Raw genomic sequence first — 16,579 nt, forward strand, 5'->3', positions numbered from 1 at the left:
AGTTTTTGTTGACCACTACACGTACAGGCAGCTAAGAAAGCCGTAACTTTTGATTGTCCTGAACTGACATGGTTCACTGCCGTACAGGCAGCTAAGAAAAGCAATAACAGCGTTTTGCCGCCCATTGTGATGTTCACTGCCGTACAGGCAGCTAAGAAATTTCGGCAGAAGCGGCAGCAGATCAGGCAGGAGTTCACTGCCGTACAGGCAGCTAAGAAAAAGTCGATGGAACTGCTGTTCCGCGCCGTCCCGTTCACTGCCGTACAAGCAGCTTTAAAATCGCCGGCGGCGCAAGCAATGATAACCGTCGTTCGCAGTTTGTCAGGGAAAGAAGAGTTCGCGCAAAAAGAACGAAGCCATGTTCGCACGGACATGGCTTCGGTTCGGACAGACTTAGAATGACGTCCAGTCCTGTGAAGAATCCGTCGGTTTTTGCGCTGCCGCTAACTTTTCGGCCGCCGGCAACGCGGTGGCCAGCGAAACTTTGGGCATATCGCCAGGACGCGCGAACGCGGACGCATCGTCCAGCTTGAACGTGCGCACCGATTCAACCAATATCGACGCCTGAGACTGCAGCGAAAGCGCGGCTGAAGCGGACTCCTCAACCAGCGCGGCGTTCTGCTGCGTGGTGCTATCGATCTGCCCTACGGCGATATTGATTTGATTGACGCCGTCGCTCTGCTCATTGCTGGCCTGAGCGATTTCGCTAATGATATTGTTCACATCCAGCACGTGCGTCGTCAGGTCGCTGATATTGCCTTCGGCGTCATCCACCAGTTGCATCCCTTCTTGGATTTTTCCGACGGAGTCATCGATCAGCGTTTTGATCTCTTTAGCCGCCGTCGCGCTACGCTGCGCCAGAGAGCGCACCTCGCCCGCCACCACGGCGAACCCACGCCCCTGTTCGCCGGCGCGCGCCGCTTCAACCGCCGCATTCAGCGCCAGGATATTGGTTTGGAAGGCGATGCCGTCGATTACGCCGATAATTTCCGCCATACGCTGGGATGAGTCGCGAATCCCGCGCATTTTTTGCGTCACGGAAGTCATCACCTCGCTGCTGCGCTGCGCGGAATCCGACGCTTTATTGGCGATCGAGGTGGCATGGCGAGTATTGTCGGCGGTATTTTTAATGGTAGACGTCAGCTCTTCCATCGAAGAAGCCGTCTGTTCCAGCGAACTGGCCTGCTCTTCCGTGCGCGCCGACAGATCCTGGTTGCCCGCCGCGATCTGGGAAGAGGCGGTGGTGATAGACTCCGCCCCTTCGCGTACCTGATTGACGATATCCCGCAGGCTGGCGTTCATATGTTCCAGCGCCTGTAGCAGCTGGCTGCTTTCATCTTTGCCATGCGCGTCGATTTTTGACGTTAAATCGCCTTTCGCCACGTTATTCGCCACCTGCAGCGCCTGATTTATCGGCACCGTTATGCTGCGCGTCATCGCCACCGCAATGATGCAGCCCAGCACGATACAACCCAGCAGGATCCCCAGCATCAGCCAACGGCTAAAGCCGTAGGCTTGCGCCATATCGCTAACCGTGGCGCTCATTGCGTCATCCTGGTGATCGATCAGTTTGCTGATGGCCACCCGGTATTTGCTCTGTGCCAAGTCCGTATTGGTGTTGAACTCATTGATCGCGGCGTCCCGATCGCCTGCAGCGACCAGCTCAATGATTTTTTGACCCGAATTTTTAAAGTCGCTCCGATACTGCTTAATCTCGGCCATAATGCGTTGCGATGTCGGGTCGGTCGCCGTGGCTTCGATTTTATCCATTAACGCGACGATGTCGTTAGACACCTGGGTGATCTCATCGTGCACCGCTTTGGTTTTCTCCGCGCCTTGCACCACCAAGAGTTTCTGGTATGCCAGCACCCCGGCATTCACATGATCAATCAGCCGGCTTGACTCCACGGTCTGTGGATAGACATCTTCAACGATGCCGCGCGCATCATTATAAAAGTCGGACAATCTGGCGATCGAGGTCAGGCTGACAACACAGATCATAATGACGAGAAGGATAAACCAGGCCACCAAACGTGTGCCGATTTTCCAGTCGGATAAACGCATACATCCCCCTTAACCACATAAAAAATAAAATATTTCTGAAAACACGTGAGGGATGTCAACAAGATGTGCAGCTATGAAGGAGAACGGTCGCTATGCATTAACACAAAAAATGCAAAACAGCGACTCTGACAAAATCACTACCGCCGAGATTCAAAAAATAATGCTTACAGCCTGAGGAAAATAGCTTAAACCAGATTTCTCTATAAGAAACTCACGTAAGGAATGTCCAGCCAGAAACACCTATCGGATATCAGTATCCTTTCTCAAATCCATCCGCAACAGTCTCTCTCACTGTGCTTTTTGTTCTATCGGCCTAGCCCGGCATTTCTTTACCGGTCGATCGCTAAAATATCCCGAACGAATCATGGGATAGTCCATAACCGTCAATATAATCAGCTGGTTGAAATAGGAAATTTTAAGTCGAAAAGACTATGGACTGGGCGCCGCCGTGCGGGAGCCTCAGGCCGCTCCCAATATAGACGAATACCGAACGTTTAAGCATCGAAATACGCCGGGCGGCCGCAGGGGCGAGGCGTCGTAAGCGGGAACCTCCCCTCCGTTTCCCCTAACGGCATCGCTCCCGAACGGAGCGCCTTTCAAATAGCGGATACGGGAAGGTTACGCTGGTTGGCGCGCCAGCATCGGCTTCAGGAAGCGCGCCGTATATGACTGTTCGCACTCGGCGACCGTCTCCGGCGTGCCGGAGACCAGAATTTCGCCGCCGCCGCTGCCGCCCTCCGGCCCCAGGTCGACGATCCAGTCCGCGGTTTTAATCACATCCAGATTATGTTCGATAACCACGATGGTATTGCCCTGATCGCGCAACTGGTGCAGAACCGCCAGCAACTGCTGAATATCGGCGAAGTGCAGGCCGGTGGTCGGTTCATCCAGAATATACAACGTCTGCCCGGTGCCCCGTTTCGACAGTTCGCGCGCCAGTTTCACGCGCTGCGCCTCGCCGCCGGATAGCGTGGTCGCCGATTGCCCCAGACGAATATAGGAGAGGCCGACATCGATCAGGGTTTGCAGCTTGCGCGCCAGCGCCGGGATCGCATCAAAGAATTCGCGCGCCTCTTCAATGGTCATCTCCAGCACCTCATGAATCCCCTTGCCTTTATACTTAATTTCCAACGTTTCGCGGTTATAACGTTTGCCTTTGCACTGATCGCACGGGACATAAATATCCGGCAGGAAGTGCATTTCCACTTTGATCACCCCGTCGCCCTGGCAGGCTTCGCAGCGGCCGCCGCGGACGTTAAAGCTAAAGCGGCCGGGATTGTAACCGCGGGCGCGGGCCTCCGGCACGCCGGCGAACAGCTCGCGAATCGGCGTAAAGATACCGGTATAGGTCGCCGGGTTGGAACGCGGCGTGCGGCCAATCGGGCTTTGGTCGATATCGATAACCTTATCGAAATACTCCAGCCCCTGAATGTCGCGGTAGGCGGCCGGCTCGGCCAGCGTGGCGCCGTTAAGCTGACGCTGCGCCAGCGGGAACAGGGTGTCGTTAATCAGCGTCGATTTCCCCGACCCGGAGACCCCGGTAATGCAGGTAAATAGCCCTACCGGCAACGTCAGCGTCACGTCTTTCAGGTTATTGCCCTTCGCGCCCACCAGCTTCAGCACCTTGGTCGGATCGGCCGGCACCCGATGCTCAGGCACGTCAATCTTGCGTATTCCGCTGAGAAACTGGCCGGTGAGCGACTCCGGCACCGCCATAATCTGCTTGATGGTCCCTTCGGCGACCACCTCGCCTCCGTGGACCCCGGCGCCGGGGCCGATATCGATCACGTGGTCGGCGGCGCGAATCGCGTCTTCGTCATGTTCGACCACAATCACCGTGTTACCCAGATTACGCAGATGAATCAGCGTTTCCAACAGACGCTCATTATCCCGCTGGTGCAGGCCGATTGAAGGCTCATCCAGCACGTACATCACGCCGACCAGGCCCGCGCCGATCTGGCTTGCCAGGCGGATACGCTGCGCTTCGCCGCCGGACAGGGTTTCCGCCGAACGTGAAAGCGACAGATAGTTCAGCCCGACATTCACCAGGAACTTCAGCCGGTCGCCAATCTCCTTCAGCACCTTTTCGGCGATTTTGGCCCGCTGGCCGCTCAGTTTCATATTCTGAAAAAAGCGCATCGCATGGCCGATGCTCATATCAGAGATTTCCGGCAGCGTGGTCTGCTCAACGAACACGTGGCGCGCCTCTTCGCGCAGCCGCGTGCCGCCGCAGCTGGCGCAGGGGCGATTGCTGATAAATTTCGCCAATTCTTCACGCACCGCCGTCGACTCCGTCTCTTTATAGCGGCGCTCCATATTATGCAGCACCCCTTCAAACGGATGACGGCGCACCGAGGTATCGCCCCGATCGTTGATATATTTAAATTCGACGTTTTCCTTACCGGAGCCATAGAGAATCAGCTGCCGCACAGAGTCGCCGAGGCTGTCGAACGGTGCATCGACATCGAACTTATAATGCTCCGCCAGCGAGCGCAGCATCTGGAAATAGTAGAAGTTGCGGCGATCCCAACCGCGGATCGCGCCGCCCGCCAGCGACAGCTCCTCGTTCTGTATCACGCGCGCCGGGTCGAAAAACTGCTGAACGCCCAGTCCGTCGCAGCTTGGGCACGCGCCGGCGGGGTTGTTGAACGAGAACATGCGCGGCTCCAGCTCATGCATGCTGTAGCCGCATATCGGACAGGCGAAATTCGCGGAAAACAGCAGTTCGGGCACGGTCGGGTCGTCCATATCCGCCACCACCGCGCTGCCGCCGGACAGCTCCAGCGCCGTTTCAAACGACTCCGCCAGACGCTGCGCCAAATCATCCCGGACTTTGAAGCGATCGACGACCACTTCGATGGTGTGCTTTTTTTGCAGCTCCAGCTTCGGCGGATCGGAAAGATCGCAGACTTCGCCGTCAATACGCGCGCGGATATACCCCTGCGTCGCCAGATTCTCCAGCGTTTTGCTATGCTCGCCCTTGCGCTCTTTCACGATCGGCGCCAGTAGCATCAGCCTTTTGCCTTCCGGCTGCGACAGCACGTTATCCACCATCTGACTGACCGTTTGCGCATCCAGCGGCACATCATGTTCCGGACAGCGCGGCTCGCCGACGCGCGCAAACAGCAAACGCAGATAGTCGTGGATTTCGGTAATCGTGCCGACGGTGGAACGCGGGTTATGGGAGGTCGATTTCTGCTCGATGGAGATGGCGGGCGACAGCCCTTCGATATGATCGACGTCCGGTTTCTCCATCAGCGACAAAAACTGGCGGGCGTAGGCGGAAAGCGACTCGACGTAACGCCGCTGACCTTCGGCGTACAGGGTGTCAAACGCCAGCGACGACTTGCCTGAACCGGATAATCCAGTGATGACTATCAGCTTGTCGCGTGGGATTATCAGATTGATATTCTTAAGATTATGGGTACGGGCACCACGAACTTCGATATTATCCATTCACACACTTCCCGGAATAAATACGGTCTTGCATCATCTCGCGGACGGAGACAACCGATACGAAACATGCAATTATGGCACAAAAAAAACGTCAGGCGCATTTTTAACCTTGATTGACACGACCCTTACAGGCGCCGAACCCGACTAGCCTACCACCAAAAATCCTGAATGGATATACAGTGTCGAATGCAATCGCTGCAATTCGCCCATTGATTTTTGATTCAGTCCCGCAGGTATGATAGATACTCTTATCATGCTAAAATCGATCGTTTATACTTTTATATAAATTGATTTATCAGGAGAGACAAGCATGGCCAGCAGGGGCGTTAATAAAGTGATTCTTATCGGAAATCTGGGGCAGGATCCGGAAGTCCGCTATATGCCGAACGGCGGCGCCGTCGCCAACATCACGCTGGCCACGTCCGAGAGCTGGCGTGACAAGCAGACCGGCGAGCAGAAAGAGAAAACCGAATGGCACCGCGTAGTGCTGTTCGGCAAGCTGGCCGAAGTCGCCGGCGAATATCTGCGTAAAGGTTCCCAAGTTTATATTGAAGGTTCGCTGCAAACCCGCAAATGGACCGATCAGTCCGGCGCCGACCGCTATACCACCGAAGTGGTGGTCAACATCGGCGGCACCATGCAGATGCTGGGCGGACGTCAGGGCGGCGGCGCGCCGGCCGGCGGACAACAGTCCGGCGGCTGGGGACAGCCGCAGCAGCCGCAGGGCGGCAACCAGTTCAGCGGCGGCGCGCAGGCTCAGCCTTCACGTCCGGCGCAGAATAATGCGCCGGCGCAAAGCAACGAACCGCCGATGGATTTCGACGACGATATTCCGTTCTAAAAAATACCCTAGCGTTTTTTGTAAAGTTTTCATTTGTGAGCCCCGTGATTCGGGGCTTTTTTTTAGAAACGTGAAGCCTCTTGAATGTGTAAGCATTGAGAGGTTTTTTTATATGTCTTATGTTCATGAGGGCGCTAAAATCGGACGAAAGTTTTATAACGATTGAGAAAATTGCGCAAAAAAACTTCAGTTAATTGATCATTTCCATCCCCGCTGATAATGACGGAAAAACACTACCCCGAATTCGACACTAAACGTATCATATTGAAATATTTATAATATTCACTAACCGAGTCAGTATATCCAGGCGGTATTTTAATAATATTCTTGAATGTTACATTATCCAAGCGTATTGTGATACGGTAAGTATCGAATTGGTGATTTAAAACTACCGTAACTTAAAAAAATTACAGACATAAAATAAATGGAAAGTAAAAAAATAAAAATTTATAAGATCGCTGATTATTTACTGACAGCATGATGGAGGCGCGGGTAACATGTCAGACAAAAAATTTTTACCGTTAATCGTCGCTTTCATCACCATGCTTATAGTAGGGACGGACCTTTTTGTCGTATCGCCTTTGCTTTCGATGATTGCCGAATACTTAAACGTCAGCGTTGGAGAGGCCGGAATATCTGTCACTATATTCTCTCTAACATATTTGTTATCCGCCCCCATATTTGGAATGATTGGTGATAAATTTGAAAAGAAAACAATTCTTATTGTAGGGTTGCTGATTTTCTCTTTAGCAAATTTTATAACGGCAATGTCGGAAAGCTATGAGATATTTATCGTAGCTCGCGGAATTGCCGGTAGTGCAGCCGCGGCAATTAGCCCATCGATATACGCGTTAATAGGAACTAACGCCCCCAATCAGCGTAAAGGCACCTGGATGTCGATCGCCGTTGCTGGTTTTCTTATCTCACTCACTACTGGCGCGCCAACCGGTATTTATATCTCACAGCTTAGCAATTGGAATACCGTGTTTATGGTAATCGCAGCGGCATCCATATTATTGGCAATTTTAAATTTCCGTATTTGGCATTCTAACATACAAAAAACACCAACGGCGGACATTAACAATGGAAATAATATAACCAGAAAGATTAAAGCGGTATCCATTACAGGAATCTGGGGTTTTTGCGTATATTCTCTATATACTTATTTATCAGCAGGTCTTCAGTCTATAGGCAATTATAGTTCCAGAATGATAGGCATTTCGTTGATTGTTTATGGTATTGGCGCAGTCATAGGAAGCCTTAGCGGCGGTAGACTTTCGGATATATTGGGTGCCAAAAGAGTTGCTGCATTCAGCCTTATTTTTCTCTCTTTGGCCGGGATACTTATTGCTTTTCTTCTAGAACTGCCCCCTTCCTTAAGGATCATTACCGTTCTGGTATTAGGCTTTTTTTCCATTGTTGCATACCCTTGTCTTCCTGCGTATCAGGGATATTTGATAGAGAAGTTTCCCGGCGAAACCGGGTCTATAATGGCCTGGAATAGTAGCATAATGTATTTGGGGACATCGCTGGGAGCGGCATGTGGCGGTTTTTTATTTTCCAAATACGGTTTTACCAGCATTCCATTTGTCGGCGCCGCCGTTGGGATCCTGGGAGGGATTAATTGTGAAAAAATAGAAGTGTGAATACTTATATGATTATGACCACACCCATATCATAATGATATAATTTAAACCAAATCAATGACTATAAACGTATAATTTAAGCAGTACATTTATTCTATTTTTAATCGTCGGGTTTTATAGCCCGAAGAATCAGCTTTACATGGCTATCTACAAAAGCCTCGTCTATTGCCGCATGTCTTGTTAGCATACGATGAAAAATAGGACCGTATAGAGAATCAACGACGATATCAATATCAATATCGTTGTTAAATTCATTATTACTTACTCCTCTTTTCAAAACTATTTTTGCTGCTGTACGCCGGGGCTCTAAATAACCGGTGACGAAATAAGATATAGTGCTTTCGTCAAACTGGCCTAAGGCAATAATTTCCCTTATTATCTTGCCCGGTTTTTCTCTGTAGGCCTCAGCGACTTTATTTATTTGATTTAATAAATCATCTGCGGCAGAGCCGGTTTCCGGGAATTCAATTATAGGGGTGAGATATTCGAGAAAAGCCTCAATAGCTAATGACGCTTTGCTTTCCCACCAACGATAAATGGTGCTTTTTCCAACGCCGGCCTTTGCAGCAACCCTTTCAATAGAGAGTTTATCAAATCCGACTTCATAAAGCAGTTCTTGAGTAGCCTTGATAATAGCAGAATGCGACTTATTACTACGCTTACGCCCTACGGTTGATTTTTTAGAATTTGATAACGATTTTAAAGTCAACGTCGATTTTCTCATTTCATAAGCGTTAGCAGTATGATGTATGTTATATCAAAAGAATGACTTTATTAAATGATAATTGATACTCAAATTGCTCTTTATCACATAGGGTAATGACGGTAAGCGTCAAGGTAATGGGGTACCCTTATCTACCATTAATTATGGCGGCGTCAATCCGCTGAGCTTACGTCACGTCAACCACGTCGACCTCAAATCACTCCGCACTCTGAGCGCCCCTGAGCGACGTTGTCTCAAGGGCCGTTCCAGCGCCGAGCGGCCAACCGGCCCGCGTTATTCTCCCTATCGGCCTCAGGCAATCCGCGCCGGCTGAAAAACTTTTTTACCTCTTGCGCCTTCAAACCATCTTGATATGTTATATCATAACACTTTTAATCTATAAGCCGACGATGATGATCAGTCTATACTCCCTTTCCGCGGCAAAACGCGTACTGCTGGCGCTGGCGCTGCTTTCCCTGCTGTGGCTGCTGGTCGGCTGGGCGGTGATGCTGCCATGATCGCCTTGCATGAACTGGCGTTTGGCTACCGTGGCCACTCCCCGCTGGGAACATTGAGCGGATGCTTTAATTCGGGATCGCTGACGGCGATTATCGGTACAAACGGCAGCGGGAAATCAACGCTGCTGAAAACGCTGGCCGGACTGCTGCCACCGCTCTCCGGCGCCTTCACCCTCGATAACGCGGGGAAAAACAGGCTGGGCTATCTGCCGCAGCTCTCCGAGTTCGACCGGCAATTTCCCATTAGCGTCCGCGATCTGGTGCTGATGGGCGCGTTGCCCCACTGCGGCATACTGCGCTACATCGGCGCCGGGTGGCAGCACCAGGCTATGCAGGCGCTGGAAGCGGTTTCCATGGCGGAATACGCCCATCAGCATATCGGCAAGCTCTCCGGCGGGCAGTTGCAGCGTATCCTGTTCGCCCGCCTGTTGCTGACGCAATCGCCGATCGTGCTGCTTGACGAACCCTTTACCGGCATCGACACCCAGACGACGCAGGCGTTACTGAAGATAATCAGCCGGCTGCACGCCGAAGGCCGCACGATCCTGGCGGTGCTGCACGATCTGGATCTGGTGGCGGCGCATTTCCCGCAGGTATTGCAGCTCGCCCACGGCGGTCACCGCTGGGGAGCCGCCCACGCTATTTTATCCGACGCGCCGGCCGACCGCGCCTTCCCGCCCCTACGGAGCGTGGTCTCATGATGTTATTCGATCTCATCGCGACGCCCTTTGCCGAGTTCGGCTTTATGCGCCGGGCGTTGATCGGCTGTTTTTCGCTAACGCTAAGCGCGGCGCCGCTGGGCTGTTTTCTGCTGCTGAGAAGAATGAGTCTGATCGGCGACGCGCTTTCGCACGCCGTGCTGCCCGGCGTGGCGATCGGCTATCTGATCTCCGGCATGTCGCTGCTGGCGATGGGGATCGGCGGATTTATCGCCGGGCTGGCGGTCGCCATGCTGTCCGGCTTGGTCAGCCGTCAGACGGAGCTCAAAGAGGACGCCAGCTTCGCCGGTTTCTACCTGGGTTCGCTGGCGCTGGGCGTGACCCTGGTTTCGCTGCGCGGTTCCAGCATCGATTTGCTGCATGTGCTGTTCGGCTCGATTCTCGCCATCGATCGATCCGCGCTGATTGATATCGCGCTGATCGGCTCCGGTTCGCTTATCGCGCTCGCCGTTATCTACCGAGCGCTGGTGATTGAGTCGTTCGACGTCACCTTCCTGCGCATCGCGTCAGGCCGCTATCGCGCCCTGATCCACGGGCTGTTTTTATCGCTGGTGGTGCTGAATCTGGTGGCGGGCTTTCAGCTTTTGGGAACGCTGATGGCCGTCGGCATGATGATGCTGCCGGCCGCCTGCGCCCGCTTCTGGACCCAGCGTCTTTCCGTCATGCTGGCGACGGCGGTAATCCTCGGACTGGCGTCCAGCCTGATTGGCCTGCTGTGGTCATACTACGCCGACCTGCCCGCCGGTCCGGCCATTATTCTCACCATCACGCTGTTTTTCTGTTTCTCGGTTTGTTTCGGTCAAAACGGCGGCATGTTACGCGCCCGCCGCTGATGGGTTATCAATGGGTTTACGCCCGCCAATAAAAGGGATATGAGGGGAAAAATGAAACGTTCAATAATCGCACTTGCTTTATCCGGCCTGCTGTTAAGTCCGCTGGCGATGGCCAAGAATCTTGATGTCGTCGCCAGTTTCTCGGTATTGGGCGATATGGTAAGCCATATCGGCGGCGATCGCGTAACGGTAACCGATTTGGTGGCGCCGAACGGCGATCCGCATGAATTCGAACCGTCGCCTAAAGACAGTAAAACGCTGGCCAAAGCCGATGTGGTGTTCGTCAGCGGCCTGGGGTTGGAGGGGTGGATGGATCGGCTGATCGCCGCCTCCGGCTATCAGGGGAAGGCGATCGTCGCCTCTGAAGGTATTTCGCCGCTGCATATGGAAGAGGACGGAAAAGTCGTCACCGACCCTCACGCCTGGAACAGCATGGGCAACGGGGTGATATATGCGCGCAACATCGTGAAGGCGCTCTCCGCCGCCGATCCCCAAAACGCCGACTACTTCCGCCAACAGGGCGAGGCCTATATCCAACAGTTGCAGGAGCTGGATCGCTACGCGAAAAAAACCTTTGCCGATATTCCGGCGGAAAAGCGCAAGGTGCTGACCAGCCACGACGCCTTCGGCTATTTCAGCCAGGCTTACGGCGTGAAATTCTTATCGCCGGTAGGCTATTCCACCGAGTCCGAAGCCAGCAGCAAAAAAGTGGCTTCGCTGATCGAGCAAATAAAGAAAGAGCAGATAAAAGTCTACTTTATTGAAAACCAGACCGATCCGCGCCTGGTTAAACAGATCGCCGGCGCCAGCGGCGCCCAGCCCGGCGGGGAGCTCTATCCGGAAGCCTTAACCGATGCCTCCGGTCCCGCCGCCACCTACACCGCGGCCTTTAAGCACAATGTCGATACCATGGCCTCCAGTATGAAATAGCCCCTGCGCCGGCTCGCTCGCGGGCCGGCCTTCTCCCCGCCTCTCCTCCGTCATTTCGCAGATAAACGCTATGCGTTTACCGCCCCACGCAACATATTTATTATCGTCCTTATTATCACCATTGAGTAGACGACCGGTCTATTCTTATCTACACTACAACCCATGAATACCACAGATAAAGGCGAACTTACGCGCCGACACATCCTGGACACCGGCCACAAACTTGTACTGCACAAGGGTTTTGTCGGCGTCGGGCTGAAAGAGATACTTGGCGCCAGCGGCGTGCCCAAGGGCTCGTTCTATCACTATTTCTCATCCAAGGAGCACTTCGGCTGCGCGCTGCTGGAACGCTACGCCGACGACTACCAACGGCGTCTGGAGAGCCTGCTGCGTCCGGGAACCGGCAGCGGACGAGAACGGCTGATGCGCTACTGGAAAGCCTGGATTGACGATCCGCAACTGGGCGGCTGGGCCGAGCACTGCCTGGTGGTCAAGCTGGCCGCGGAGGTGGCGGATCTGTCGGAGGATATGCGCCTGATCCTGTGCGCGGGCGTGGACCAGCTGATCTCCCGCATCGCGGAAACGCTGGCGGACGGCCAGCGCGACGGTTCACTGCCTTCAAACCTGGCGCCCCGTCCGCTGGCGCAAACGCTCTATCAACTGTGGCTGGGCGCCGCGCTGTTATCCAAGCTGTCGCGCGACAAAGCGCCGCTGCATCAGGCGCTGACGACGACCGAACATTTACTGGCCGCGCCGGGGTCGCCGGCGGCCCTCTGAAGCGCCGCGGCCGATTTTTCATTAACGCTGAAAAAGGAGTTCCCGATATGAAGATCCTGATGGTACTGACTTCGCACGATCGGCTTGGCGATACCGGCCAAAAGACCGGGTTCTGGCTCGAGGAGTTCGCCGCGCCTTACTATGTTTTCCAGGACGCCGGCGTGCAGATCACGCTGGCCTCGCCGGCCGGCGGCCAACCGCCGCTCGATCCCAAGAGCGACGAACCCGACGCCCAGACCGCCGCAACCGCGCGCTTTCGCCGCGATCCGCAGGCGCAGGCCGCGCTGGCCCGCACGGAAAAACTGTCGACGGTAAATCCAGCCGGGTTCGATGCGCTGTTCTACCCCGGCGGCCACGGCCCGCTATGGGATCTGGCGAACGATCCGGACTCCATCCGTCTGATCGAAGCCTTTGACCGCGCAGGCAAGCCGCTGGGCCTGGTCTGCCATGCGCCCGGCGCGCTGCGTAACGCCAAAAGCGCCGACGGCGAGCCGCTGGTCAAAGGACGCCGGGTGACCGGTTTTTCCAACAGCGAGGAGGACGCGGTACAACTCAGCGGCGTAGTGCCGTTTCTGATTGAGGATGAATTCAAAAGGCTGGGCGCCCGTTATGAAAAAGGCGCCGACTGGCAGCCCCATACGGCGACCGACGGCCGTCTGGTCACCGGTCAAAACCCGGCCAGTTCCGAAGCCGTGGCCGAAGCCCTGCTTAAACAACTGGCCTGAGCCCGCTCAGGCCGTCTCAGTCTATTTCGGAGCCTATCCATTATGAATACGCCTGTTACCCTACAAACGCTGGCGACCACCGTCGCCGCCATGAAGCGCGCCCATACCCAAGACGGCCCGGCGAGCATTGAGCTACGCCGCGACCGTCTGGATCGCGCCGCCCGACTGCTTACCCGGCACCATCAGGAGCTGGCCGCCGCGGTCAGCGCCGACTACGGCCACCGCAGCTCCTATCAAACCCTGCTGGCCGACGTGATCTCCCCAATCAGGGCACTGAATTACGCTCGGGAAAATCTGGCGCTATGGATGAAGCCGGAAGAGCAACCGGCGCCGGTTGCCGGCATGCAAACCCGCGTGGAGTATCAACCGCTGGGCGTCGTCGGCATTATCAGTCCGTGGAATTTCCCGCTCAATCTGGCGTTCTGCCCGCTGGCCGGCGTGCTGGCCGCCGGCAACCGCGCGCTGCTCAAACCTTCCGAGCTGACGCCGCGCACCGCCGAGCTGCTGGCCGATCTGATCGGGCGCTATTTCGATCCGCTGGAGCTGAGTACGGTACTGGGCGAGGCCGAGGTCGGCGCGGCCTTTAGCGCGCAGGCGTTTGACCATCTGGTGTTTACCGGCAGCACCGGCGTAGGCCGCCACGTCATGCGCGCCGCCGCCGAGAATCTGGTGCCGGTAACGCTGGAGCTGGGCGGCAAGTCGCCGGTGCTTATCGATGACGACGCCGATGTACAGACGGCCGCCGAACGCGTGCTGACGATTAAAACCTTCAACGTCGGTCAAATCTGTATTGCGCCGGACTATGTGCTGATGCCGGAAACGGCCCGCGACGCCTTCGTCGATCAGGCGCGCCGATTCATCGCCGACGCGTTCCCGACCATACAGAGCAATCCGGACTACACCGCCATCGTCAGCGATCGCCACTTCCAGCGCCTGCTGGCGCTGCTGGACGACGCCCAAGCCAAGGGCGCGACGCTAATCGCGCTGCAGCCTCAGGGAGAGCCCCATGCCGATGCGGCCGCGCGCAGGCTGGCGCCGACGCTGGTGCTGGACGCCACGGATGAGATGAAAATCATGCAAGAGGAGATCTTCGGGCCGATTCTGCCGATCAAAACCTATCGCCGCCGCGATGAGGCGCTGGAATATATCAACAGCCATCCGCGTCCGTTGGCCGCCTACTACTTTGGCCAGGATCCGGCGCGCCAGCGCTGGTTTAGTCAGCACACCACCTCCGGCGCGCTGGTGGTCAACGACGTCATGACCCATGCGATCGTGGAAAACCTGCCGTTCGGCGGCGTCGGGCCGTCGGGCATCGGCGCCTATCACGGCATCCACGGGTTCCGCCGCTTCAGCCATGCCAAAGCCGTTGTGGTGCAGAGCCCGAATGGCGAAATGAACCTGAGCATGCGCGCGCCGTACGCCCCCGGACTGGCCGAGATTGAATCGTTGCTGGCCGCCGACAAACAGTAGGTCTCAACGCATCGGCCGCGAGCCGGACACGCCGTCAGACGGAGCGAAGAGGAGGGATTGGAGATGAGGTTGATTACACCAGCGTCAGGTTGAACGGCTGCGCCTTAAGCTGCTCCTGTACTTCCGGCGGCAGTCCGCCGTCAGTGACGATGTCCGATAGCTCGGATAGCGGCGTGACGCAAAATAGTGAATAAGCGCCGTATTTGCTGCTGTCCGCCAACAGCACGCGCCGGCTGGCGTTCAGGCCGAGATCCTGTTTCACGCCGGCCTTCTCTTCCGTCGGCGTGGTAATCCCTTTTTCCAGGCTCCACGAGTTACAGCTAATAAACGCGATATCCGGGTAGATGCTGCGTAACAACCTCCGCCCGTGCTCGCCAATACACGACTGGCTGCTGTCATCAATTCGGCCGCCGATGATGGTCACTTCAATCTGTTTGAATTCCGACAAAAACAGCGCGATTTGCAGATCGGCCGTGATCACCCGCAGCGGCAGGTGGGTCAAATTTCGGGCCAGCTCCAGCATCGTCGTGCCGGCGTCCAGCACCACCGCGCAGCCCGGCTGCACCAGCGTCGCCGCATAGCGCGCGATAGCCTGCTTTTCCTGTAGGCTGCGCTGAAGCTTCTCGTTGGTGGTCGGCTGGGAGGGAATAAAGCGGTTAAGCGTGACGCCGCCATGCGTTCGGCTGATGGCCCCTTGCTCATCCAGCTTGATCAAATCTCGGCGTATCGTCGCCGGGGAAGCATCAATGACGGTAACCAGTTCATCCACCGTCACCAGATTATGGCTTTTCAGATAGTCCATAATTTGATCAAGACGGCTCTGCCCTTTCACTTTATCTCCGCTCACGCGGAAAGCATCACTGAATGTTTGCCCCACGACGATATCCATTTATTTAACCAAGATGCCGGTTAGTCGGCGAAAATCATCCCGATATTAAGCGAGTTGCATGGCCAACCGGATTGAGATCGCCATGCTCTCAGACTTCGCTTTGCCTGTCCAGGCAATATCAAACGCGGTGCCGTGATCGGCGGAGGTCCGAATAAAGGGCAGGCCGGCGGTAATATTCACCCCGTCGTAAAAGCCCAGCAGTTTCAGCGGAATATGCCCCTGATCGTGATACATCGCCACCACCATATCATACAGCCCTTCGTACGCCTGCAGGTAGACGGTATCCGGCGGACAAGGACCGTACACATCAATCCCTTTGGCCTTCATGGCTGCGACCGAGGGGGAAACAATGTTGATCTCTTCATCGCCGAATAGGCCATTTTCACCGGCATGCGGGTTTACGCCGGCAACGGCGATACGCGGATGGGTAAAACCGACGAGTTTAAGAAAGGCATCGGCCATGGCAATCACGGTTTCGACGCGTTCGCAGCTGAGCGTATCGAGGAACTTGCGCAATGCGATATGCGTCGATACGTGGATCACTTTCAGCTTATCGGTATACAGCACCATGGCGTAATCACGGCTATTGGTCAGCTTCGCCAACAGCTCCGTGTGCCCCGGATACATATGACCGGCCGAATGCAGCGCTTCTTTATTCAAAGGCGCGGTGGCGATAGCCTTCACCTCTCCCGCCAACGCCAGCTCCGTGGCGCGCTTGATGCAACGGTAAGCCAAATCCCCCGCCTGCGCCTGCACTTTCCCCGGCGTCAGCGCCTCCGGGTGCGCCAGAGGTTCGTCGATGATATGGATAATGCCGGGAGTAAAGACCGCATCGGCCGGTTTGGCTATCGCCCTCAGTTCAACCGCGGGCGCGGCATGCAGCGCCTGAATGCGGCGGAACGTGCGCATACAGCCGACCACCACCGCGGGGGCGCCGGAGAGTTCTCCCTCAGCCAGCGATTTGATAATAATTTCCGGGCCAATGCCCGCCGGGTCACCCATCGTTAC

Annotated in this window: 14 protein-coding genes; 9 read left to right on the top strand and 5 right to left on the bottom strand. The window is 55.5% G+C overall.

Annotated features, from left to right (window positions below; genetic code table 11):
- The first annotated feature begins 225 nt into the window (after positions 1-225).
- Entirely contained in the window at positions 226-402 is a 177-nt protein-coding gene (locus tag VSX58_RS22545) for a hypothetical protein (protein WP_407654906.1), read from the top strand.
- On the opposite strand, the gene VSX58_RS20340 is transcribed toward VSX58_RS22545, so the two are convergent.
- Together VSX58_RS20340 and uvrA are read right to left on the bottom strand one after the other, a co-directional pair.
- Complete coding sequence (locus tag VSX58_RS20340) at positions 394-2,064, bottom strand: methyl-accepting chemotaxis protein (RefSeq protein ID WP_327619698.1); 1,671 nt, start codon at positions 2,062-2,064, stop codon at positions 394-396. The genes VSX58_RS22545 and VSX58_RS20340 overlap by 9 nt on opposite strands.
- A 618-nt stretch (positions 2,065-2,682) precedes the next feature.
- Positions 2,683-5,520, bottom strand: a complete 2,838-nt coding sequence (gene uvrA, locus VSX58_RS20345) for an excinuclease ABC subunit UvrA (RefSeq protein ID WP_327619699.1) — start codon at positions 5,518-5,520, stop codon at positions 2,683-2,685.
- Positions 5,521-5,830: 310 nt separating this feature from the next.
- On the opposite strand from uvrA, the gene ssb1 reads away from it, so the two are divergent.
- Positions 5,831-6,361 carry a single-stranded DNA-binding protein SSB1 gene (gene ssb1, locus VSX58_RS20350; protein ID WP_327619700.1) on the top strand — a complete coding sequence of 177 codons (531 nt, stop codon included), beginning with the start codon at positions 5,831-5,833 and terminating at the stop codon, positions 6,359-6,361.
- A 497-nt stretch (positions 6,362-6,858) separates the two neighbouring features.
- On the top strand, positions 6,859-8,007 hold the full coding sequence (locus tag VSX58_RS20355) for an MFS transporter (protein ID WP_327619701.1): 1,149 nt from the start codon (positions 6,859-6,861) through the stop codon (positions 8,005-8,007).
- A 100-nt stretch (positions 8,008-8,107) separates the two neighbouring features.
- Here VSX58_RS20355 and VSX58_RS20360 read toward each other — a convergent pair whose 3' ends face one another.
- Positions 8,108-8,731, bottom strand: a complete 624-nt coding sequence (locus VSX58_RS20360; protein WP_327619702.1) for a TetR/AcrR family transcriptional regulator — start codon at positions 8,729-8,731, stop codon at positions 8,108-8,110.
- Between the two features lie 493 nt (positions 8,732-9,224).
- Here VSX58_RS20360 and VSX58_RS20365 point away from each other — a divergent pair, with 493 nt between their 5' ends.
- The 6 genes from VSX58_RS20365 (at position 9,225) to VSX58_RS20390 (ending at position 14,682) form a co-directional block, all read left to right on the top strand.
- On the top strand, positions 9,225-9,929 hold the full coding sequence (locus VSX58_RS20365; RefSeq protein WP_327619703.1) for a metal ABC transporter ATP-binding protein: 705 nt from the start codon (positions 9,225-9,227) through the stop codon (positions 9,927-9,929).
- On the top strand, positions 9,926-10,780 hold the full coding sequence (locus VSX58_RS20370; protein ID WP_327619704.1) for a metal ABC transporter permease: 855 nt from the start codon (positions 9,926-9,928) through the stop codon (positions 10,778-10,780). The genes VSX58_RS20365 and VSX58_RS20370 overlap by 4 nt, the downstream gene beginning before the upstream one ends.
- Before the next feature lie 51 nt (positions 10,781-10,831).
- Positions 10,832-11,710 carry a metal ABC transporter substrate-binding protein gene (locus tag VSX58_RS20375; RefSeq protein ID WP_327619705.1) on the top strand — a complete coding sequence of 293 codons (879 nt, stop codon included), beginning with the start codon at positions 10,832-10,834 and terminating at the stop codon, positions 11,708-11,710.
- A 162-nt stretch (positions 11,711-11,872) separates the two neighbouring features.
- The gene (locus VSX58_RS20380; protein ID WP_327619706.1) at positions 11,873-12,487 is read left to right on the top strand and encodes a TetR/AcrR family transcriptional regulator; all 615 of its coding nucleotides are present in this window, start codon (positions 11,873-11,875) and stop codon (positions 12,485-12,487) included.
- Between the two features lie 47 nt (positions 12,488-12,534).
- Entirely contained in the window at positions 12,535-13,212 is a 678-nt protein-coding gene (locus VSX58_RS20385; RefSeq protein WP_327619707.1) for a type 1 glutamine amidotransferase domain-containing protein, read from the top strand.
- A 42-nt stretch (positions 13,213-13,254) separates the two neighbouring features.
- On the top strand, positions 13,255-14,682 hold the full coding sequence (locus VSX58_RS20390) for a coniferyl aldehyde dehydrogenase (protein ID WP_327619708.1): 1,428 nt from the start codon (positions 13,255-13,257) through the stop codon (positions 14,680-14,682).
- Positions 14,683-14,755: 73 nt separating this feature from the next.
- On the opposite strand, the gene VSX58_RS20395 is transcribed toward VSX58_RS20390, so the two are convergent.
- Both VSX58_RS20395 and VSX58_RS20400 read right to left on the bottom strand, forming a co-directional pair.
- On the bottom strand, positions 14,756-15,571 hold the full coding sequence (locus VSX58_RS20395) for a DeoR/GlpR family DNA-binding transcription regulator (protein ID WP_327612085.1): 816 nt from the start codon (positions 15,569-15,571) through the stop codon (positions 14,756-14,758).
- Positions 15,572-15,616: 45 nt separating this feature from the next.
- Complete coding sequence (locus tag VSX58_RS20400) at positions 15,617-16,573, bottom strand: D-threonate 4-phosphate dehydrogenase (protein ID WP_327619731.1); 957 nt, start codon at positions 16,571-16,573, stop codon at positions 15,617-15,619.
- Positions 16,574-16,579: the final 6 nt, after the last annotated feature.

The sequence above is a fragment of the Brenneria populi genome (assembly GCF_036016195.1).
GTDB classification, from domain to species: domain Bacteria; phylum Pseudomonadota; class Gammaproteobacteria; order Enterobacterales; family Enterobacteriaceae; genus Brenneria; species Brenneria populi.